The sequence below is a fragment of the Streptomyces sp. NPDC001663 genome (assembly GCF_042893105.1).
Lineage (GTDB): Bacteria > Actinomycetota > Actinomycetes > Streptomycetales > Streptomycetaceae > Streptomyces.
Window position 1 is genome coordinate 194,875 of sequence record NZ_JBIAUR010000017.1, and the last position, 20,002, is coordinate 214,876.

General features: G+C 70.4%; 25 protein-coding genes and 1 pseudogene. 17 read left to right on the forward strand and 9 right to left on the reverse strand.

What is annotated here, in order from left to right:
- Window positions 1-165: 165 nt before the first annotated feature.
- Window positions 166-732: a dihydrofolate reductase family protein gene (locus ACFY1L_RS42585; RefSeq protein ID WP_388837563.1), complete on the reverse strand. Its 567-nt coding sequence runs from the start codon at window positions 730-732 to the stop codon at window positions 166-168.
- Between the two features lie 255 nt (window positions 733-987).
- Between ACFY1L_RS42585 and ACFY1L_RS42590 the strand changes: the two genes are divergently transcribed.
- The 6 genes from ACFY1L_RS42590 (at window position 988) to ACFY1L_RS42615 (ending at window position 4,847) form a co-directional block, all read left to right on the forward strand.
- Window positions 988-1,347, forward strand: a complete 360-nt coding sequence (locus tag ACFY1L_RS42590; RefSeq protein ID WP_388837566.1) for a zinc ribbon domain-containing protein YjdM — start codon at window positions 988-990, stop codon at window positions 1,345-1,347.
- Window positions 1,348-1,514: 167 nt separating this feature from the next.
- Window positions 1,515-1,856 (forward strand): ArsR/SmtB family transcription factor, encoded by a 342-nt coding sequence (locus ACFY1L_RS42595; protein WP_388837569.1) that lies wholly within the window; start codon window positions 1,515-1,517, stop codon window positions 1,854-1,856.
- Window positions 1,853-3,577 (forward strand): SulP family inorganic anion transporter, encoded by a 1,725-nt coding sequence (locus ACFY1L_RS42600; protein ID WP_388837571.1) that lies wholly within the window; start codon window positions 1,853-1,855, stop codon window positions 3,575-3,577. The genes ACFY1L_RS42595 and ACFY1L_RS42600 overlap by 4 nt, the downstream gene beginning before the upstream one ends.
- Entirely contained in the window at window positions 3,574-3,984 is a 411-nt protein-coding gene (locus tag ACFY1L_RS42605) for a pyridoxamine 5'-phosphate oxidase family protein (protein WP_388837574.1), read from the forward strand. The genes ACFY1L_RS42600 and ACFY1L_RS42605 overlap by 4 nt, the downstream gene beginning before the upstream one ends.
- Window positions 3,985-3,989: 5 nt before the next feature.
- Complete coding sequence (locus ACFY1L_RS42610) at window positions 3,990-4,397, forward strand: ATP-binding protein (RefSeq protein ID WP_388837577.1); 408 nt, start codon at window positions 3,990-3,992, stop codon at window positions 4,395-4,397.
- Window positions 4,398-4,433: 36 nt separating this feature from the next.
- Entirely contained in the window at window positions 4,434-4,847 is a 414-nt protein-coding gene (locus ACFY1L_RS42615) for an STAS domain-containing protein (RefSeq protein WP_388837580.1), read from the forward strand.
- 12 nt (window positions 4,848-4,859) lie between these two features.
- Here ACFY1L_RS42615 and ACFY1L_RS42620 read toward each other — a convergent pair whose 3' ends face one another.
- Both ACFY1L_RS42620 and ACFY1L_RS42625 read right to left on the reverse strand, forming a co-directional pair.
- On the reverse strand, window positions 4,860-5,654 hold the full coding sequence (locus ACFY1L_RS42620) for a 2-phosphosulfolactate phosphatase (protein WP_388837583.1): 795 nt from the start codon (window positions 5,652-5,654) through the stop codon (window positions 4,860-4,862).
- Between the two features lie 34 nt (window positions 5,655-5,688).
- Entirely contained in the window at window positions 5,689-5,874 is a 186-nt protein-coding gene (locus tag ACFY1L_RS42625; RefSeq protein WP_388837586.1) for a hypothetical protein, read from the reverse strand.
- 214 nt (window positions 5,875-6,088) lie between these two features.
- Here ACFY1L_RS42625 and ACFY1L_RS42630 point away from each other — a divergent pair, with 214 nt between their 5' ends.
- Window positions 6,089-6,439, forward strand: a complete 351-nt coding sequence (locus tag ACFY1L_RS42630; protein WP_388837784.1) for an ArsR/SmtB family transcription factor — start codon at window positions 6,089-6,091, stop codon at window positions 6,437-6,439.
- Window positions 6,440-6,632: 193 nt separating this feature from the next.
- On the opposite strand, the gene ACFY1L_RS42635 is transcribed toward ACFY1L_RS42630, so the two are convergent.
- Both ACFY1L_RS42635 and ACFY1L_RS42640 read right to left on the reverse strand, forming a co-directional pair.
- Complete coding sequence (locus ACFY1L_RS42635; RefSeq protein WP_388837589.1) at window positions 6,633-6,971, reverse strand: ArsR/SmtB family transcription factor; 339 nt, start codon at window positions 6,969-6,971, stop codon at window positions 6,633-6,635.
- Between the two features lie 5 nt (window positions 6,972-6,976).
- Window positions 6,977-7,159: a hypothetical protein gene (locus ACFY1L_RS42640; RefSeq protein WP_388837592.1), complete on the reverse strand. Its 183-nt coding sequence runs from the start codon at window positions 7,157-7,159 to the stop codon at window positions 6,977-6,979.
- Window positions 7,160-7,570: 411 nt separating this feature from the next.
- Between ACFY1L_RS42640 and ACFY1L_RS42645 the strand changes: the two genes are divergently transcribed.
- Window positions 7,571-8,593, forward strand: a complete 1,023-nt coding sequence (locus ACFY1L_RS42645) for a DNA-directed RNA polymerase subunit alpha (protein ID WP_388837595.1) — start codon at window positions 7,571-7,573, stop codon at window positions 8,591-8,593.
- Between the two features lie 304 nt (window positions 8,594-8,897).
- Here the strand turns inward: ACFY1L_RS42645 and ACFY1L_RS42650 are convergent.
- Window positions 8,898-9,230: pseudogene (locus tag ACFY1L_RS42650) on the reverse strand (DUF1326 domain-containing protein); the annotation flags it as partial.
- Between the two features lie 318 nt (window positions 9,231-9,548).
- Between ACFY1L_RS42650 and ACFY1L_RS42655 the strand changes: the two are divergent.
- The 6 genes from ACFY1L_RS42655 (at window position 9,549) to ACFY1L_RS42680 (ending at window position 13,828) form a co-directional block, all read left to right on the forward strand.
- Window positions 9,549-10,379: a DUF2182 domain-containing protein gene (locus ACFY1L_RS42655; protein ID WP_388837598.1), complete on the forward strand. Its 831-nt coding sequence runs from the start codon at window positions 9,549-9,551 to the stop codon at window positions 10,377-10,379.
- Window positions 10,380-10,826: 447 nt separating this feature from the next.
- Window positions 10,827-12,011 (forward strand): permease, encoded by a 1,185-nt coding sequence (locus tag ACFY1L_RS42660; protein WP_388837601.1) that lies wholly within the window; start codon window positions 10,827-10,829, stop codon window positions 12,009-12,011.
- A gap of 290 nt (window positions 12,012-12,301) precedes the next feature.
- Window positions 12,302-12,706: a hypothetical protein gene (locus ACFY1L_RS42665; protein WP_388837604.1), complete on the forward strand. Its 405-nt coding sequence runs from the start codon at window positions 12,302-12,304 to the stop codon at window positions 12,704-12,706.
- 7 nt (window positions 12,707-12,713) lie between these two features.
- A complete protein-coding gene (locus ACFY1L_RS42670; protein WP_388837607.1) occupies window positions 12,714-13,043 on the forward strand; it encodes a TfoX/Sxy family protein in 330 nt (109 codons plus the stop codon).
- A 115-nt stretch (window positions 13,044-13,158) separates the two neighbouring features.
- A complete protein-coding gene (locus ACFY1L_RS42675; protein ID WP_388837610.1) occupies window positions 13,159-13,386 on the forward strand; it encodes a DUF4287 domain-containing protein in 228 nt (75 codons plus the stop codon).
- A gap of 28 nt (window positions 13,387-13,414) precedes the next feature.
- Complete coding sequence (locus tag ACFY1L_RS42680; protein WP_388837613.1) at window positions 13,415-13,828, forward strand: VOC family protein; 414 nt, start codon at window positions 13,415-13,417, stop codon at window positions 13,826-13,828.
- Window positions 13,829-13,858: 30 nt separating this feature from the next.
- On the opposite strand, the gene ACFY1L_RS42685 is transcribed toward ACFY1L_RS42680, so the two are convergent.
- Both ACFY1L_RS42685 and ACFY1L_RS42690 read right to left on the reverse strand, forming a co-directional pair.
- Complete coding sequence (locus tag ACFY1L_RS42685) at window positions 13,859-14,683, reverse strand: alpha/beta fold hydrolase (RefSeq protein WP_388837615.1); 825 nt, start codon at window positions 14,681-14,683, stop codon at window positions 13,859-13,861.
- 206 nt (window positions 14,684-14,889) lie between these two features.
- On the reverse strand, window positions 14,890-16,260 hold the full coding sequence (locus tag ACFY1L_RS42690; RefSeq protein WP_388837618.1) for an FAD-binding oxidoreductase: 1,371 nt from the start codon (window positions 16,258-16,260) through the stop codon (window positions 14,890-14,892).
- Between the two features lie 105 nt (window positions 16,261-16,365).
- Between ACFY1L_RS42690 and ACFY1L_RS42695 the strand changes: the two genes are divergently transcribed.
- The 3 genes from ACFY1L_RS42695 to ACFY1L_RS42705 all read left to right on the forward strand — a co-directional run bounded on the left by ACFY1L_RS42695 (window position 16,366) and on the right by ACFY1L_RS42705 (window position 19,397).
- On the forward strand, window positions 16,366-17,064 hold the full coding sequence (locus ACFY1L_RS42695) for a winged helix-turn-helix transcriptional regulator (protein ID WP_388837621.1): 699 nt from the start codon (window positions 16,366-16,368) through the stop codon (window positions 17,062-17,064).
- A 195-nt stretch (window positions 17,065-17,259) separates the two neighbouring features.
- On the forward strand, window positions 17,260-17,931 hold the full coding sequence (gene phoU, locus ACFY1L_RS42700; RefSeq protein ID WP_388837624.1) for a phosphate signaling complex protein PhoU: 672 nt from the start codon (window positions 17,260-17,262) through the stop codon (window positions 17,929-17,931).
- A 245-nt stretch (window positions 17,932-18,176) separates the two neighbouring features.
- Window positions 18,177-19,397 (forward strand): metallophosphoesterase, encoded by a 1,221-nt coding sequence (locus ACFY1L_RS42705; protein WP_388837627.1) that lies wholly within the window; start codon window positions 18,177-18,179, stop codon window positions 19,395-19,397.
- Between the two features lie 25 nt (window positions 19,398-19,422).
- Here the strand turns inward: ACFY1L_RS42705 and ACFY1L_RS42710 are convergent, their stop codons facing one another.
- Window positions 19,423-20,001, reverse strand: a complete 579-nt coding sequence (locus tag ACFY1L_RS42710; protein WP_388837787.1) for a DUF2637 domain-containing protein — start codon at window positions 19,999-20,001, stop codon at window positions 19,423-19,425.
- Window position 20,002 lies beyond the last annotated feature (1 nt).

Genomic DNA, 20,002 nt, shown 5'->3' on the forward strand with positions numbered 1-20,002 from the left:
CCTCGCCGAAGTCCTATGCGGAGCCGGCGCCCGCCGACCGGGCGAGGATCTCGCCGCACAGCGTGACGCAGTCCCGTGCGCGGACAGATGCGAACCGCGGCCGCGAGCCGGCCCCTTCTTCGAAGGTGCATGCCGCCGAACCTCCGGTCACCGCATCCCGCAACCCTACGGGCGCGTCACGCGGTGGCGGAGGTAGACGACTTTCGAGTTGAAGGTGCGGGTCTCGACGAGTTCGAGATCCACCCGGCGCTCGTGCTGGGGGAAGAACGAAATGCCACCGCCGATCAGCACCGGGTAGAGCATGGCCCGGTACTCGTCGATCAGGTCCAACGAGGCCGCCTCGGCGGCGAGAGTCGCGCCGCCGATCGCGATGTCGCCCTCCCCCGGCTCGGCCCGCAACCGTTCGATCTCCTCCGCCAGGCCGCCGGTGGCCAGGCGGGCATTGCCCTGCACTGCCGACAGCGTGTGGGAGAACACCACCTTGGGCAGCGGATTCCAGAGCGCGGCCCACTCGAGCTCCGCGTCGTCGAGCGAGGCTTCCTGCTCGGCGGTCTCCCAGTACAGCATCGTCTCGTACAGCCTCCGTCCCATCAGGTGGACGCCGACCTCTCGAATCTCGTCGATCCAGAAGCGAAAGACCTCCTTGTCGGGCACCGTCCAGTCGAAGCCGCCGTCCGGCCCGACGATGTAGCCGTCGAGTGAGACGTTCATCGAATAGGTCACGCTGCGCATCAGAGGCCCTCCTCCATAACGGGTTCGACAGTACGACCGCCGGACGCCGCAGAACTCATCGCTGACAGCCCCGAGCCCTCAGAAAACTGCGTACGCGCCTTTGTGGCTCTCTCAGTGTCCCGTCGGTGTGCCCCGCTGACCCCCGCGACCAGGCGTCCGCGTACCGTTCGAACCGGCCGTCCGGGCCCCGCAGCGGCGTATCGGCGAGCCGGCAGCGGGGAACGTCCCAGGTGACGGGCCGGATACGCTGACGGGATGCTTGAGAATCTTCCTCCCTGTCCGAAGTGCTCCTGTGAGTACACCTACGAGATGAACGCCCTGGTGGTGTGCCCCGAGTGCGGCCACGAATGGGTTCCCGCCGAGGCCGGTGCAGACGGCGGCGACTTGGCCGGAGAGCGCGTGGTCAAGGACGCCGTCGGCAATGTGCTGCAGGACGGCGACAGCGTCGTGGTCGTGAAGGCACTCAAGGTCAAGGGCAGCCCCTCGGGGATCAAGGCCGGGACCAAGGTGCGCAACATCCGGCTGGTCGACGGGGTCGACGGCCACGACATCGACTGCAAGGTCGATGGTTTCGGGGCGATGCAGCTCAAGTCGAGCGTGGTCAAGAAGGCCTGATCCGCGGCCGGCACCCCCCTCCGTGCCGGGGCTACCAAGGCTGCAATCGGATGCTGAATTGCAAAATTTCGCAATTGGTTAGATGCTGTGTTGACTGTGCTCGCAGGTAGCCGCGGGCAGAGCCTTTCGCGTCTGCCCCGGGTGGGGTGTAGGGGAAGCCGAGGGTCGTGTCCGTTCCGCTGTACCAGGCCAAGGCCGAGTTCTTCCGGATGCTGGGGCATCCCGTACGGATACGGGTGCTGGAGCTGCTGCAGGACGGGCCGATGCCGGTACGGGACCTGCTCGCGGCCATCGAGGTGGAGCCGTCCAGCCTGTCGCAGCAGCTGGCGGTGCTGCGCTGCTCGGGGATCGTCACGTCGACGCGGGAAGGCTCCACCGTCGTCTACGAGCTGGCCGGCGGGGACGTGGCCGACCTTATGAAGGCAGCGCGCCGGATCCTGACCGAGCTGCTGGCCGGGCGCAACGAGTTGCTGGCCGAGTTGCGGGAAGCCGAGGTCGTCGCGCGATGACCACGGCTTTCAGCCGGGCGTGGGCCCGGATCGCCGCGCTGCTGCCCGGCCGGGAGGATCTGGCCCAAGTGGGGCGCAACCCGCGCCGGGACCTGCTGGCCGGCCTGACCGTGGCGATCGTCGCGCTGCCGCTGGCGCTGGGTTTCGGGGTCTCCTCGGGGCTCGGCGCGGAGGCGGGGTTGGCGACCGCCGTCGTCGCGGGCGCGCTCGCCGCGGTCTTCGGCGGGTCGAATCTGCAGGTGTCCGGCCCGACCGGCGCGATGACGGTGGTCCTCGTACCGATCGTGGGACGGTACGGGCCGACCGGGGTGCTCACCGTCGGTCTGATGGCCGGCGTCATGCTCGTCGGCCTCGCCGCGCTGCGGGCCGGCAAGTACATGCAGTACGTGCCCGCCCCGGTCGTCGAGGGCTTCACCCTCGGTATCGCCTGCGTGATCGGCCTGCAGCAGATCCCGAACGCCCTCGGCGTGCCCAAGCCCGAGGGCGACCGGGTGCTGGTGGTGACCTGGCGGGCCGTCGAGGAGTTCGCAGACTCTCCGAACTGGACGGCCGTCGGCTTCGCGCTCGCGGTGGCCGCCGTCATGCTGCTCGGTGCCCGGTGGCGGCCGACCGTCCCGTTCTCCATCCTGGCCGTGATCGCCGCGACGATCGTTGCGCAGCTCGCGCATCTGGACGCGGCGAAGCCGATCGGCGCGCTGCCGGCCGGGCTGCCCGTGCCGTCGTTGTCCTTCCTCGACCTCGGCTCGCTCGACAGCCTCCTCACTTCTGCCGTGGCGGTCGCCGCCCTGGCCGCGCTGGAGTCGCTGCTGTCGGCGTCGGTGGGCGACGGCATGACCGTGGGCCAGAAGCACGACCCGGACCGGGAACTGTTCGGGCAGGGTCTGGCCAACATCGCCGCCCCGCTGTTCGGCGGGGTTCCGGCCACGGGCGCGATCGCCCGCACCGCTGTCAACGTCCGCACCGGTGCGAGTTCGCGGCTGGCCGCTCTCACCCATGCCGCGGTCCTCGCAGTGATCGTCTTCGCCGCCGCACCGCTCGTCTCGAAGATCCCGCTCGCCGCGCTCGCCGGCGTCCTGCTAGCCACCGCGATCCGCATGGTCGAGGTCGGTTCGCTGAAGGCCATGGCGAAGGCCACTCGCTCCGACGCGCTCATCCTCGTCCTGACCGCCGTGGCCACGCTCGCCCTGGACCTGGTCTACGCGGTGATCATCGGCCTGGTCGTGGCGAGCGCCCTCGCCCTGCGTGCCGTCGCCAAGCAGGCCCGCTTCGACCAGGTCCCGCTCGACCGGGGCGACCACAGCGCCGAGGAGCACGCCCTGCTGGCCGAGCACATCGTGGCGTACCGCATCGACGGACCGCTGTTCTTCGCCGCCGCGCACCGCTTCCTGCTGGAGCTGACCGAGGTCGCCGACGTACGGGTCGTCATCCTGCGCATGTCCCGGGTGTCGACCATGGACGCCACCGGGGCGCTGGTCCTCAAGGACGCCGTGGAGAAGCTGAACCGGCGCGGCATCCTCGTCCTGGCCTCCGGGATACGCCCCGGCCAGCGCCAGGTCCTCGACTCCGTCGGCGCCCTGGACCTGCTGGGCCACGAAGGCCGGGAGTACGCCACCACCCCCGACGCGATCCGCGGCGCGCGCGATCACCTGGAAACGGCCGGTGTCCTGTCCGCCGTCGCGGCCCGGCCGACCGAAGCCACCAGCGAGGAAGCAGTCCGATGAGTCCCCGTCCCGCCGTACTGCGCATGTCCGAGGTCTCCGGTGCGGAGGCGGTGTGGCTGCTGGAGGGCAGCGGTCTGGGGCGGCTGGTGTACGTGCAGCGGGAGCAGGCCGTGGTCCGTCCCGCGCGGCACGTGTGGGAGTTCGGCAGCCTGATCGCCCGCACGCCGACCCCGGCCGCGGCGGTGCCCTTGTCCGTGACGTACCAGGTGGACGAGGTGGGTGCCGAGACGGGCACCGGCTGGACGGTGACCGCGACCGGCAAGGCCGACGTGATCACCGATACGGACGAGGCCGCCCACTACCAGCGGACCCTGCCCGGCTGGGTGCACGGTCCGCACGACACGCTCGTCCGCATCCGCCCGCAGAGCGTGACCGGCTTCCGGTTCACCCGGGCTACGGACGGTTGACGGCCATGCAGCTCGAAGCCCTGCCCCACCGGCACATAGTCACGCTGCCCGCCGAGCCGTCCGCCGTCCGCCTCGCCCGCGAGACCGCCGAACAGGCGCTGGCCGAGTGGGGGATCGGCCTGCACCGGCCCGTCGTGGACGCGGCGCTGCTGATCCTCAGCGAGCTGGTGACCAACAGCGTGCGGCACGCCGCCGAGCGGTCCCCGCAGATCATGGTGATGTATGCGGCGAGCGGAAGCCGCCTGGCCTTCGCCGTCCACGACCGCCACCCCCACCAGCCGCCGCTTCGGGAAGCCGCCGGCACCGAGGGTGGTCTCGGCACGGTCGTGGAGCTCGCCCGGCAATTCGGCGGCACCGCGGCCGTACATGGCGACACCGACGGCAAGAGCGTCTCGATCACCCTCCCCCTTTGAATCCAACCGGGCCGCACGGCAAGGAAGTTCACCACCATGACCATCGACTGGCGCTACACCGTCGAGGAGAACCTCGGCGTCCTCTCCGTCGCCGGGTACCTGGGCCCGGACGCCGTCCGCCGCTTCACCGGTGCGGTCGGCTGGGCGCTGGCTCGTGGCACGGGCCCGGTCGTCGTCGACCTGACCGAGCTGCGCAGCTGGTCGGCCGAGGGACAGCTGGCGATCACCGAGGCCGCCCGTCGCCTCGCCCAGGCGGGCCGCGGCCTGGAGCTGGCCGCCATTCCCGCCGACGGGTCCCTCGTCCCCGCCGGCGACTGCCCGCCCATCCCGGTCCATGCCGACCTGGCTGCGGCGCTCGCCGCGCACAGCGCAGTGCACGGGCGACAGGTGGAGGGGCGTCATGAGTGGCGCACCACGGGGTGGCCGGACGTGGCCGAGTCGGGCGACTGACCTGGCCGGCTCTCAGCCCGAGGCGAAGGCGCCGTCACCGTGCCGTACGGGGACGAGGGCGGAGGCGTCCTCCTCGGTGGCGATCGCCACGTCCTCGACGAACCCCATCGCCGCCAGCCGGCGGCCGGACGCGCTGGTGGCGACCGCGTGGACGAGGTCGGCGGTGCCTTCGTAGCTCGCCTTCGCGGCGGCGGCCTCGGTGGAGAGGGGGCCCGCGCCCTGGGAGAACAGGTCGGAGATGAGGGCTCCGGCGCCGAGCAGGTCCTCCAGAGCGGGGCGCAGGCTGCCGTCCGGCCACCGCTCACCGGCGGCTATCACGGCGACTGGGTGTTCGGGGGTGCCGTAGTTGCGGGCGGTGAGCCAGTTGCCGACCGCGGTGAGGTTGCGCAGGCAGGCGGCGACCACCCGCACACCGGACGGCGCGGCGGCTGCAACCGCGGCGCCGTCGGGTGACGGCAGCACCAGGCGGGCCACGAAGGGGGCGGCGCGCAGATGGGCGGGCGACAGTGACCAAGGGGTGTCCGGTGTGACGGCGTGGCGGTGCGCGGCCAGCCGGGCGCCCGACCGGCGCGCGTACGCGGCGGCGGCCTGCGCGGCACCGCTGCACTCGTCCTCGGAGGCGAGACCGCCCGGCCACCGGAAGGGAAGGACGCGGATGCCCCTGTCGACGGCGACGCTCACCGTCGTGGAGAACGACAGCACATCCACAGTGACCAGACAGGCCGCTTCGGTCGCGAGGCGGCTCGCTCCCGCGGGCCCCCATTCGAAGCGGACCCCACTGCAGGACTGGACGTCCCAGTCACCCATGGCTGCTCTCCCCGGCTCGCCTGCCGTGCGCGGGTCAGTGGCGGTCGGCGTCCTGGGACGGCCGATCGGGACGGCCGCCGAGGGACAGTTTCAGCAGGCGGGGCTCGCCGCAGCGGGGGCAGCTGCCGTCCGGGGCGACGGCGGTGGGGCGGCACTTCAGACGGCAGGCCGGGCACTTGAGCCAGGCGACGCCGAAACCGCGCAGCGGCGTGATCCTCACGCGAACCTCCCTCACATGACCTCAGCAGTTGCTAATCTTAGCAACTGCTGAGGTCATCACTGTTGAAATCGACGGCTCTCATCCCCGGTGCGGATTCGGTCTGGCCGGTGCCGCACGCGAGGATGGGCCGCATGTTCTTGACGAGTGGGTGGATGCGATGCGCCAAGGCCCGGCCGGTGCGGCCGTGCTGCTGCACGGGGGAGGGAACGGCACGGTGAGTACGCCGCTGTACCAGCTGAAGGCCGAGTTCTTCAAAACCCTCGGCCACCCCGCGCGCATCCGCGTCCTGGAGCTGCTGAGCGAGCGCGAGCACGCGGTCGCGGAGATGCTGCCCGAGGTGGGGATCGAGCCCGCGCACCTCTCGCAGCAGCTGGCCGTGCTGCGGCGGGCGAACCTGGTCGTGACCCGCAAGGAGGGCTCGACCGTGTACTACTCGCTGACCAGCCCGCACGTGGCCGAGCTGCTGCGGGTGGCCCGCACCATCCTCCAGGGCGTGCTGGCCGGCCAGGCGGAACTCCTCGCCGACCTGCAAGCCGCCCAGGTCGAGGGGAAACCGCCGTCGTAGCGACGGCCCTCAATCGGCGGCCGCCTCCCGGGAGTTGACAGCGCTCTGCGGCACCGGGAGGCGGCCGCTTCACCCCACGTGCCGGGCCCCAGCCTGAACGAGGCGATGTGCCGCTGCACCGCGGGCGGCACTTGGTCGACGGCCGCGATCGGCGTGCTGCGCCGCTACGGCAGCCAAAACCCGCCGCTGTCGCTCAACTCGCCGGCTCCGCCGCACGCAGCTCGTCCAGCAGGTCCTGCCGACCGGTCAGCAAGGTGGCCAGGATCCGCCGCGCGGCGGCGAGCAGCTCGGCCACGTCGCCGCCGGCCAGCTCGTAGACCACCGTCGAACCGCTACGCGTGGCGGTCACGATGCCCGAGCGGCGCAGCACGGCCAGCTGCTGGGACAGGTTCGACGGCTCGACCTCGATGGCCGCGAGCAGGTCGCGCACCGGCTTCGGCCCGTCCTGCAGCAGCTCAAGAACCCTTATCCGCACCGGGTGGCCGAGCATCCGGAAGAACTCGGCCTTCGCCTCGTACAGCGGAACCGGCATCCCGATCACCCCTCGTCCGCTTCCGTCGCCTCGACGTCCAGCCCGTGCCGCCGCGCCAGGCGCACCGCGTCGTCCAGCTCGTCCTGGGCCACGGCAACGGCGTACGCGTCGTCGGCGGCCACGGCGGCCGCCAGTCCGGCCCGCGCCGCGTGTACCCGCGCCAGCAGTGCCTCGGTGACTTCGTTCACTCCGACCTCCGGGCTCCGGATCACCTAGGCTCCACGGCAACTAACCAATTGAAGAACTCTTCAATTGTAGCGTCGGAGAGGGTGACGACAGATGCCGGGACGTGGTCATCGGGCGCGGGAATCGTCAGGTGTCGGACAGAAACTGAGCGCACAGGCAACGAGTCCCGACACAGTGCGTCGGTCAGTTCCTGGAACCGCGTCCTGGCCACGGTCGACACCCCCTCACCCAGCTGCGACCACGACACGAAGAAGGCCCCGACCCTCTCCCGCTCGGGGCTCACGCCTCCGCGCCGGGTTGGAGAGTCGGGCCGTTCGGCCGCTGCGGCGACCGTATCGCCCGTATCGCCCGTACCCTTCGTGGTATCCACGGCGTCACATAGCGGGCGCCGGACACATTGGAGGCAACACCTCGTGCTGATTGCTCAGCGTCCGTCGTTGACCGAAGAGGTCGTCGACGAGTTCCGCTCCCGGTTCGTGATCGAGCCGCTGGAGCCGGGCTTCGGCTACACCCTCGGCAACTCCCTTCGCCGCACCCTCCTGTCGTCGATCCCCGGCGCTGCTGTCACCAGCATCCGCGTCGACGGCGTGCTGCACGAGTTCACCACCGTGCCGGGCGTCAAGGAGGACGTCACCGACCTGATCCTCAACATCAAGCAGCTGGTCGTCTCCTCGGAGCACGACGAGCCGGTCGTGATGTACCTGCGCAAGCAGGGCCCGGGTCTGGTCACCGCCGCCGACATCGCGCCCCCGGCCGGTGTCGAGGTGCACAACCCCGACCTGGTCCTCGCCACGCTCAACGGCAAGGGCAAGCTGGAGATGGAGCTGACGGTCGAGCGTGGCCGCGGTTACGTCTCCGCCGTGCAGAACAAGCAGGTGGGCCAGGAGATCGGCCGTATCCCGGTCGACTCCATTTACTCGCCGGTGCTGAAGGTCACGTACAAGGTCGAGGCGACCCGTGTCGAGCAGCGCACCGACTTCGACAAGCTGATCGTCGACGTCGAGACCAAGCAGGCCATGCGTCCGCGTGACGCCATGGCGTCGGCCGGCAAGACCCTGGTCGAGCTGTTCGGTCTGGCCCGCGAGCTCAACATCGACGCCGAGGGCATCGACATGGGCCCGTCCCCCACGGACGCCGCCCTCGCCGCCGACCTCGTACTGCCGATCGAGGACCTCGACCTCACCGTCCGCTCCTACAACTGCCTCAAGCGCGAGGGCGTCCACTCCGTGGGTGAACTCGTCGCCCGCTCCGAGGCCGACCTGCTCGACATCCGCAACTTCGGTGCGAAGTCCATCGACGAGGTCAAGGAAAAGCTGGCCGGCATGGGCCTGGCCCTGAAGGACAGCCCGCCCGGATTCAACGCGCCCGCCGCCGCCGAAGCCTTCGGCGCGAACAACGACGTGGACGCGGGTTTCGTGGAGACCGAGCAATACTGAACGCTGCCCTCCACGCTGCTCCCTGCCCGGTGGGCGACCTGGGCGGGGTCCGCGGCCGCGCCCGTACACAAGACCTGGCGGAGGCAGTGGGCGACAAAGGGGGGCAGCTCTTACGTCGGTGACGTCCTCTGAGAGGGCCTACTGCCTCGCGGCAGTCCGGGCCTCCCGCCCTGTGCGGGTCGGGCGGCCCTCTCAGAGCGCTTCCCGACGACTCCACGCGAGTACCCGAGTCGTCCCGTCCTGGAGAAGCTGTGGCAGCGCGGACCCTGACGACCGGCCGCACTGAGCCCCGACCGATCGCACGTCAGCCGGGGCCGCTCCAGTCGAAGGGGAAGTACTTGCTGGACTTGCCGCTGCGGCTCCAGCTGAAGCCGAAGGCGTCGACCTGGCCGGTGGTGGCCCGGCCCCAGGTGGCAATCTGCCCCGGGCCGACCTCGGCACCCGGCGGGTTGTGGAGCTGGACCCGCGCCCCCTCGGGCGTGGTGGGACCGGTGAGGGCCTCGGCACGGGCGGTCACCCGGCCGAGGATTTCGGCGCGCCACGACCCCAGGTCCTCGTCGACCTCGACGGTGATCGGAGCGATGTCCATGCCGCGCATCTCGGGTCGGAAGTCCTCCACGAACTCGAACCAATCGCCGACCACGCGCCAGGGCGGGCTGCTGCCGGTCTGCTCAGCCATCTGGCACCTCCTCTCCCAGGACACGGAGGTGCGTCACTTCCACGGTGCGCCTCGCCGACGCGAAAGCGGAGTGTCCTCTGGAGGCGGGAGCGGCTGATCGGGACCCCTCACTCGGCAACCCCAGTTCCTCGAACGGGGCCCGCTCGCTGTCGTGAGGGCTGCGCCCCGTGTCCCGGTCCTGCGCTTTTGAAGCCCTCGATTCTGTGCTCTGCTGGAGATGTCTTCGGAGTGCTCGCCGCGGCCACGGCAGCAGTGGGCGTCCTTGGGAGGCAAGCCATGCCGTATCTCCGGCTGGCCCCGCCGGAGCCCACCCGGCCGGGGGTCCTGCTGCCGAGGCGTGATCTGGCCCTCGGCTGGTCCCTGCTGACCCTGATCGCCGCTCTGGCGTGGGTGCTCACGGCCGCGCAGTCGCGCGACATGGGGATGGAGCCGGGCACCATGGGCCTGGCACTTCCGCTCTTCCTCCTCCTGTGGGTGGTCATGATGGCGGCGATGATGCTGCCGTCCCTCGCACCCGTGGCTCTGACCTGGGTGCAGGCGATCAACCGCAGCACCGCGGGCCGCGTCCGTGCGCTGCGCCTGACGGAATTCGTCGGCGGTTACCTGCTGGCCTGGGCCGGGTTCGGGCTGCTCGTGTACGCGGCCCTGGCGGCGACCGGGCACCTGGTGGACGATCACCCTGAGGCGGGCCGCTGGATCGGCGCGGGCGCCTTCCTGCTCGCGGGCGTCCAGCAGTTCGGGCCGCTGAAGCGGGTCTGTCTACGCCACTGCCGCAGCCCGATGTTCCAGCTGCTGCGGTACGCGCGGTTCCGACCGTGGGCGAAGGATCTGCGGGTGGGCGCGCACCACGGGCTCTACTGCGTCGGCTGCTGCTGGGGGCTGATGATCGTCCTGATCCCGCTCGGCGTGATGAATGTGGCGGCGATGGCGGCACTGGCGGCGGTGATCTTCCTGGAGAAGCTGTGGCGAGGCGGTCCGTGGCTCAGCTGGGCGGTGGGCGTCGCCTTCCTCGTGCTGGCCGTGCTCGCTCCGTTCCAGGACTGGCTGCTGCCGGGCCTGCAGATGTCGGATCCGTCGATGGACCAGATGCTGGGTGCGGCGCCCTGACCGGCTGTCGATCACCCCGCCGAACGGCCCTCCCGCAGCTGAGTCATCGGCCGCTCAAGACTCTCGGCGGTGGCGCGGGAGGAGACGTCCCCCACCTCCTCCCGCGCCGGTAGGCGCACCCTCGGGCGCTTCGCTGGAGAACGTGCGCTCGGGCACTTCGCCGTACGCCGGCTCGAAGGTCAGGCCGAACGCCTGCAAGCTGCCGGTGGGGAACTGGTTGTACAGGGCGAAGTCCACGCCGGACAGTCCCACTCGTCCAGGACCCCTTCGACCACGTGGAAGGCGGCACACCAGCTCTCGAAGGCTGGACGATGACCGTCGCCCGACACTTCAGTCCCCGTGAGCCCCTTCTCCCTCAAGCGCAAGTACGCCGAGGACACGCAAGATATACCCCCTAGGGGTAGGGTCTGCGCCGACACCAGAAACACGTCGGGAAGGGGTGGGTCCATGGCTGCGATCGGGCACGCGTTGTCCATTGCCGGATCGATGACCTGGGAAGTCACCTGGGCGCTGATCCTCGGCTTCGCACTCTCGGCCGTCGTGCAGGCGGTGGTGCGCCGCTCCACGGTCGTACGGCTGCTCGGCGACGATCGCCCCCGGACGCTCGCCCTGTCCGCCGGGCTCGGCGCCGCCTCGTCCTCCTGCTCCTACGCGGCCGTGGCCCTCGCCCGCTCGCTGTTCCGCAAGGGCGCCGACTTCACCGCGGCGATGGCGTTCGAGATCGCCTCCACCAACCTGGTCATCGAACTCGGCATCATCATGGCGCTGTTGATGGGCTGGCAGTTCACCGCCGCGGAGTTCATCGGCGGGCCGGTCATGATCCTCGTACTCGCCGTGCTGTTCCGCCTGTTCCTGCGCCAACGGCTTCTCGCCAAGGCTCGCGAGCAGGCCGATCACGGGCTGGCCGGCTCCATGGAAGGCCACGCTGCGATGGACATGTCGGTGGGAGGGACGGGCAGCTTCCGGCGCAGGCTGCTCTCTCGGGACGGGTTCACGTCCGTGTCGCACATCTTCGTGATGGAGTGGGCGGCGATCCTGCGCGACCTGGTGGCCGGGCTGCTGATCGCGGGCGCGATCGCTGCATGGGTGCCGGACGACTTCTGGCGCGGCCTCTTCCTGGAGGGCCATCCGCTCGCCGCCAAGCTGGTCGGCCCGCTCGTCGGACCGCTCGTCGCGATCGCGACCTTCGTGTGCTCCATCGGCAACGTGCCGCTGGCGGTCGTGCTGTGGAAGGGCGGCATCAGCTTCGGCGGTGTGATCGCCTTCATCTACGCGGACCTGCTGATCCTGCCGATCCTGAACATCTACCGGAAGTACTACGGCGCCCGGATGGCCGCCTTCCTGCTGGTCACCTTCTTCGCCGCGATGGCCGTCGCCGGGTACGTCGTCGAGTTCGTCTTCGGCGGCCTGGGGCTGATCCCCGACCAGGCCGACGCCACGATCCCGGACGAGGGCATCACCTGGAACTACACGACCTGGCTCAACATCGCCTTCCTGTTGCTGGCCGCGGCCCTGCTCGTACGGTTCTGGCGCACCGGCGGCCCGGCCATGCTGCGGATGATGGGCGGGGCACCCGCCAGCGCTGAACACGAGCACGACGACGCTCGCATGCAGGACGGACATCACCACTGAAACGTCAATCGCGCGCGGCGACTATTTCACCGATGTCAGGACCTGCCCTCTTCGCCCCCGGGCGAAGCCGCGCGGCGTCTTCCCGCGTCATCCGCCCCCGGCGGCACACGTCAGGCGGCTGAAGGAGGTCCCAGGTGGTGCTCGCGCTGCCCTTCGGCCATCCGCTGCGCACCGGGTGGTGACCTCGGGCGGGAGCGCGGAAGGTGAAGGCATGACGATCGACGTGACGGCCGAGCGCGTCGTCCGGCTGCCGCCCGAGCGGGTGGCCGCGTACGCGATGGACTGGCGGCATGACGCCTGGGGGCACCTCCCATGCCCGTTCAGGGCTATGGGGGAGGACCCAGGGCATCCGTACGGCGGAACTGACTCGGGAGGCGGAAGGCGGGAGCTTCGGCGTCGGGGCCGAGGTCACGCGCACGGCGTACTTCCTGGGCCGGCGCATCGACTACGTGCTGCAGGTGGCCGCGTACGACCCGCCCCGCTTGCTGGACATGATCTCGGTGGCGGGCCCCATGCCCATGCACGTCACATACACCTTCGACCGCCACCCGGAAGGCACCCTCGCTCGGATCCGCGTCCGGGGCGGCGACGGCGGCTTCTACCGGCTGGCGGCACCCCTGCTCGCCCGCCAGGTGCGGGGCAATCTCGTCAAGGACCTGCGCGACCTGGAAGCGCGACTCGTGGATCGAGGGTGAGACGGCGATGGCGTACGACGAAGGGCTGGCGGAGCGGATCCGCGAGCGACTCGCCGCGGATCCGGCGATCACGGAGAAGCGGATGTTCGGCGGGATCGCGTTCCTGCTGCACGGCAACATGGCCGTGGGCGTCACCGGCGACGACCTCATGGTGCGGGTCGGGCCGGAGGCGACGGACGCGGCGCTCACCCGGCCGGGAGCGCGGATCTTCGACATGACCGGCCGCCCGATGCGCGGCTGGGTCGTGGTCGACGGCGCCGCGGTCGCGGAGGACGAGACGCTCGGCGCCTGGATCGCCGAGGGACGGGCCTTCGCGGCGGGTCTGCCGCCCAAGTGAGGCGGCGAACTGGGAGGCACGCATGTGACGCAGCACACACCGGATCGCCGATGACTTCGGACGGCGCCGTCGGTCAAAGGGCGGACGACACCGGCACAGACGGGAGACCACCACCATGACCGCCCCAGTGAAAGGCCCTGCGAGCTACTTCCCCTCCATCGAGAAGAAGTACGGCCGCCCGATCGCGGAATGGCAGGACCTCATCCGTTCCTCGCCGCTGACCAAACACATGGAGCTCGTGAACTGGCTGAAGTCCGAACACGGACTGGGCCACGGCCACGCCAACGCCCTCGTCGCCCACACGCTCGCGGAGCGCACCGGCGACACGACCAACCGAAACTGACCCTCTGCCCCGTTCAGGGAGGACTGCAATGGCCTCGCGACTCAACCCGTACATCAGCTTCGCCGGCGACGCCCGCCAGGCGATGGAGTTCTACAAGGAAGTCTTCGGCGGCACGCTCGCACTCAACACCTATGGCGAATACGGCAACCCGGACTCCCCGGAAGCGGACAAGATCATGCACGGCATGCTGGAGACCGCCGGCGGCTTCACCCTGATGGGCGCCGACTCCCCGCCCGGCATGGAACACACCCCCGGCAGCAACTTCTCCGTGAGCCTGAGCGGCGACGACGACTCCGAGCTGCGCGGCTACTGGGAGAAGCTGTCCGCCGGCGGCACGGTGTCCGTACCCCTGGAGAAGCAGATGTGGGGCGACGTCTTCGGCATGTGCACCGACCGGTTCGGCATCCCGTGGATGGTCAACATCAGCGAATCGCAGAGCTGAGGGACGACCGCCGCCTCGGGCGCTCACCGGTCATGAGTGGCCATGGCTGTCTTCGATGAAGCCGGTCACGCGGCGCGCGTAGGCGTCCGGGTGCGTGACGTGGGGGATGTGCCCGGCTCCTTCGAAGGTGTACGTCTGCGCCTGCGGCAGCGCCCCGGCCAGCCGGGTGGTGATCGTGGCGAACCAGGGCGGGCTGTTGGTGCCCTTCGTCAGTAGGGCGGGCCCGGCATAGCCCGAGAGGCTGTCGAGGTCGAGATCGGACCACTCGGGGTCGGCCTGCTCGTCCAGGAATGTGGGGGCGTTGGTGAGGAACGTCTGGCGCAGCTGTTGAGGCAGCTGGTCCCAGGCTCCCGGGCCCAGGGCGACCTCCTCCACGAACTGGCGTGCTCCCGCGTGGAACTCGTCGGCCCGTAGGTGTCCGATGACAGAGTCGATCTTTTTTCCGGTCGACGCCATCAGCGGCCGCAGCTCGGGGTCGTCTGCCACGATGCCCATGAGCGGGGGTTCGTGGGCGACAAGACCCCGGAAGAGTTCGGGGCGCCGGGCGGCCAGGCCGAGGGCGGTCGAGGCGCCGAAGGAGTTGCCCGCGACGAATGCCGGCGCGAGCCCCAGGGTTTCCATCAGCGCCGCCAGGTCCTCCTCGTCCTCGAATCGCGACCCTTGCCCGGGCGGACGCTCGCTCTGGCTGTGCCCGCGCCGGTCGTAGACCAGCACCCGGAACCTCGCCGTGAGGGCGTCGAGGACCGGGGCCCAGTTGTGATGGTCGCCCCAGGACCCGTGCACCAGGACCAGCGGATCGCCGTCCCCTGCCACCTCGTAGAAGAGCTCGATGCCGTTCACTTCAGCCCGTGGCATGCCCGGTCTCCTTACCTGCGGTCGGTGGCTGCTGCGGCCAATTCAGCCACCGCACGGCCGGCGCACACGACCTCTGCCGCCTTGCCGGACGAAACGTCACGCGTCCGGCTCACCGCCCCCTTTTCGGCGGGCGTAAGGACCGGAAGGCACCGCAGTTGGCTCGGTGGCGGTGCGCCGTCCTCCCCGAGCGCGCCTTCCGGCCATGCTCAACCGGGGCGGATGTTCTTGTTGTGGTGGAAGGCGTTGTCGGGGTCGTACTTGGCCTTGACCTCGGCGAGTCGCCGGTAGGTGCGATCGCCGTAGGCTTCGCGGACGCGGCCGGTGTCGTCGTCGGAGTCGAGGAAGTTGACGTAGACGCCGGTGGCGCGGTGCGGTTGGAGGGCCTGGAGGAATCGCCGCGCCCAGGCGGTCTCGGCAGCGGCGTGCTTGTCGGACTCGGCAGGGAGCCACACGCCGTCGATGATGATGTTGTGGGCCACATCGCGACCGGCGTAGGCGGTGGCGTCCTGGGGGACGCGGGCGACGGCGCCACCCATGTGGAACATCGCGGAGTACGACCGGGGCGAGCGGGCGGCGTATGCGTGGTCGGCGATGACGGCGATGGTGTCGTCGGAGAGCCCGGCGAGGTTGGTGGACTTCCAGTAGTAGTGCCACCCGTGAAGGACGGTGTCGTCGGTGGCGGCCTGGAAGGCGGCGTACGGAGTGGGTGCGAGAAGGTCGACGAGCGGCGTCCCGAACCGCCGCAGGGCCCGCACCGTCCGCTCGGCGTCCTCGACGGCGCCGGCGTAGCAGCAGATGACGGCGATGGCCGGCCGCCAGTGCAGATCCTCGGGGATGGCCGGCAATGGGGGGACGGCGCCGAGCCGCACGACGGTACCGAGCTCGTCGGGTGCCTCGCCGGCGAAGTCCCGGTAGAAGCGCAGCACTTCGGTGGTGTCGTCGGCGGCCCAGAAGACGGGGCCGGCCAGCACGGTCGGGCCGACGGGATGCAGAGCGAACCGGAACGAGCTGACGACGCCGAAGTTGCCGCCGCCGCCTCGCAGCGCCCAGAACAGATCGGGGTGTTCGTCGGCGGATGCCCGCACGATGTCGCCCTCGGCGGTCACCACCTCGGCGGCCAGGAGGTTGTCGACGGTGAGCCCGTGTGTGCGCATGAGGAAGCCGATGCCGCCGCCGAGGGTGAGCCCGGCGACGCCGGTGTGGCTCACGATGCCGCCGGTGGTGGCCAGCGCGTGGGCCTGTGTCTCGTGGTCGACATCGCCCCACAGCGCACCGCCCTGCGCCCGGGCGGTGCGGTGCACGGGATCGACCCACACGGCCCGCATCGCCGAAAGGTCGATCACGAACCCGTCGTCGCACACCGCGGTGCCGGCCACGTTGTGGCCTCCGCCCCGAACCGCGATTTCCAGGTCGTGGTCGCGGGCGAAGCGCACGGCCGCGGCCACGTCGGCGCTCCCGCCGCATCGGGCGATCAGCCCGGGGCGCCGGTCGACGGCGCCGTTCCACACCGCTCGTGCGGTGTCGTAGTCGGCGTGATCAGCGGTAATCAGCTCGCCCCGGAACCCATCGATCTCCATGGCGATCGCCTCCTCGCTCGACATCCATCGCATCACCGGGGCCCGCGGCCGTGAAGTCAAGAATCTGGACCACGGCGCCGCGGGCAGCGGTGGGACACTGGTGCCGTGCGGAGCTATGGCCAGTACTGCCCCATCGCCCGCGGCGCCGAGATCTTCGCCGAGCGCTGGACGCCGCTGATCATCCGCAACCTGTATCTCGGCTGCGGAAGCTTCGGTGAGATCCTGCAGGGCGCGCCCGGGCTCTCCCGCACCCTGCTCTCCGGGCGGCTCAAACAGCTCGAACGACTCGGCATCGTCGAGTCGGCGCCCAAGCCCGACGGACGCGGACGCCATTACGAGCTCACACCCGCCGGTCACGACCTCTTCAAGGTCTGCGTGTCACTCGGCGAGTGGGGTGCCGCCTGGCTCGAGATCGCCCCCGAGCACCTCGATCCCTTTGTGGCGCTCTGGTCGATGTGCAACATGCTCCGTCGGGACCGGCTCCCGGAGCAGCGCGTCGTCATCCGCTTCGATTTCACCGGCCGACCGCGCCACGAGCGGTACTGGCTGCTGATCGAGCACGGAGACACTGAGATCTGCAAGACGTACCCCGGTCTCGACGAGGACCTCTACATCACGGCGGAAGCCGAAGCCTTCGTCAGGTGGCACGCCGGCCGGCAGACCTGGGCCGCAGCCGTCCGCGACCGCCGCATCCAGCTCCACGGCCCCTCGTGGCTGGTACGGGCGTTCCCCACCTGGAACGCCCGCAGCGCCTTCGCCCACATCAAACCGGTCTCCGGAACTGCGGCGAACTCGGCGGCCTGACCTCTTCGACGCGCCTCCAGCGCGTCGACGACGGCCACCCGCGCACCCTGACACGGACCGGGTCATCCGCTTCGCCGCCGAGATCGTCACCGGCTACCGCCTCGATGCTGACGCGCCTCCCGCGGACACCCGGCCACCACCGTGTGCGAATCTGGCAGCTGGTGCAGGCAGACCGAGGACAGGGGACGAGGACGGATGCGGGAGTCGTACCACAAGGAGCTGGATTCGATCAGCGAGGCCCTGGTGGAGATGGCGAACCTGGTCGGTTCGGCCATGGGGCGCGCGACCAGCGCCCTGCTGGACGCTGACCTTCAGCTCGCGGAGAGCGTGATCTCCATCGAGGAGCGGGCCGAGGACATGCAACGGGATCTGGAGAGCCAGGCGATCGCCGTGCTGGCCCGCCAGCAGCCGGTCGCCACCGATCTTCGGGTGGTGGTCACCTCCCTGCGGATGAGTGCGGAACTCGAGCGCTGCGGAGTCCTGGCCCAGCATGTCGCCGGTGTGGCCCGGCGGCGGTATCCCCAGCACGCCGTGCCGCGGGATCTGCGCCGCACGATCCTGGAGATGGGCCAGCTCGCCCAGCGGCTGATGGCACAGGCCGCCGAGGTGCTCATCACCCACGACATCGACGCCGCGCTGCAGCTGGAGAACGACGACGACCGCATGGACGAGCTGCACCGCATGATCTTCCAGCACCTGATGGACGACCGCTGGCACCACGGGGTGGAGACGGCCGTCGACGTCACCCTGGTCGGCCGCTACTACGAACGCTTCGCCGACCACGCCGTCTCCGTCGCCCGCCGTGTCGTCTACCTGGTCACCGGCGAGCACGCGGACGACCTGGCCGCCGACACCGCCACTCGCTGACCATCGGCTGAAGTACGTCCTGTCGGTGGTGCGGCGCTTCAAGGGCCTCAACTCCCGTTGTTCAGCAGTGACGTTCGCCGAGCAAGTCCCGGGACTTACCAGCCCGCACGCCCGTTACACCCCGCTGCTCCGCGGGGTCCCCCACCCTTCGCCCCACAGCGCCGCACTTATGAACGCCCGTCCGGCCGGCCCGAGGACGACCGGATACAGTGCGCGAGACGGCAGCCCGGTCCGAGAGGGGAAGCGTGACCGACACCAGCGACACCCGACCCGCCGACAGCGAAGTGCAAGCTCCGCGGCAGAGCCGACTGCTCCGCCTGATGCGCTACATCCCCCTGATCGCCCCCGTCCTGCTGTGGGCCGTGCCCTGCTGGGTGCTCCTGTACACCGGCCAGCACTGGCCGCTGCCGGTCACGCTGGTCGGCACCGCCCTGTTCGCCCTCGGCCTCGTCGGTATGCCGCTCGCGATGGTGCGCGGCCACGGTCGACGCCAGCAGGACCGGACGGCGATAGTCGGCGACACCCTGCTGGGCACCAGCTGGGTTCTGTTCACCTGGTCCGTTCTGCTCGGTGTCCTCTTGCGGCTCGCCCTGACCGTGGCCGGCGTCGGTGAGAGTCAGGACCGGGCCCGAATCGTCACTTGGGCCGTCCTCGGCACAACCGCCGTACTGCTCGCCTGGGGGTACGCCGAGGCCCGCCGCGTGCCACGGGTGCGCCGCCTCGACGTGCAACTCCCACGGCTGGGTGCGGGGTTGGACGGCCTCCGCGTCGTCCTCATCACCGACACCCACTACGGCCCGCTCGATCGCACTCGCTGGTCGGCGCGGGTGTGCGAGACGGTGAACACTCTGGAAGCCGACCTGGTCTGCCACACCGGCGACATCGCGGACGGCACGGCCGAACGCCGCCGCGCCCAGGCCGTCCCACTCGGTACCGTGCAGGCCACCTGGGGCCGTGTGTACGTCACCGGCAACCACGAGTACTACAGCGAGGCCCAGGGCTGGGTCGACCTGATGGGCGAGCTGGGCTGGGAGCCGCTGCGCAACCGCCATCTGCTGCTCGAACGCGGCGGCGACACCCTCGTGGTCGCCGGCGTGGACGACGTCACCGCCGAGTCCTCCGGCCTGCCAGGCCACCGCGCCCACCTCGCCGGAGCTTTGAACGGCGCCGACCCCGACCTACCCGTCCTGCTCCTGGCCCACCAGCCCAAGTTCGTCGACCGGGCGGCAGCCGACGGCGTCGACCTCCAACTCTCCGGCCACACCCACGGCGGCCAGATCTGGCCCTTCCACCACCTGGTCCGCATCGACCAGCCCGCCCTCGCCGGCCTCACCCACCACGGCACCCGCACCCTCCTCTACACCAGCCGCGGCACCGGCTTCTGGGGCCCGCCGTTCCGCGTCTTCGCCCCCAGCGAGATCACCCTGCTCGTACTCCGCTCCCCGCACCGGCCCACCTCGCCGTAGCATGGTGCTGCAGGCGAAGGCACACTCAGGACTGCACGATGTCGCCGTTCTGCCCCGCGCGTATCAACCTCACTAGGTGCCTCGAGCGTTCGGTCCCGACATGCAGCGCTTTGCGCAACGACTCGGCCGAAACCGGACGCTGATACGCCTCACGGTGCCGGGCATCCACCTGGCGCGCCTGGTCGAGCAAGGGATCGACAGCCTCCGCCATGACGGCTCCTTGGCCGCCACCGGCTGAGGTGTTCACTTCTTGGCCCTGACCACGGGCCAGGAGTTCCACCGCCAGCAGCAGCGCCACTGGCGGCCAGCCCGCGACCAGCATCGGCTTCCACGCCAGAGCCGGCGCGGCGGCGATGTTCGCGACGAGTGAGACGGCGATCCCCAACCAAAAGGCCGGCCAGACGGTCCAGCGGAAGCGGCGATCGGTACGGACCGGCCGCGTGAGCAGTGCGGCGGTCGCCAGGAGCAGCAAACCGTCCACAGACAACGGCCAGATGGCGGCGCTCGCCCGGTCCGCACCACCCTGGAGCGCGAACGCGTACTGATGGACGTAGGAGGCATAGGCGGCCACCCCGGCCACCGCCAGGGCTCCCACGCGACGCATC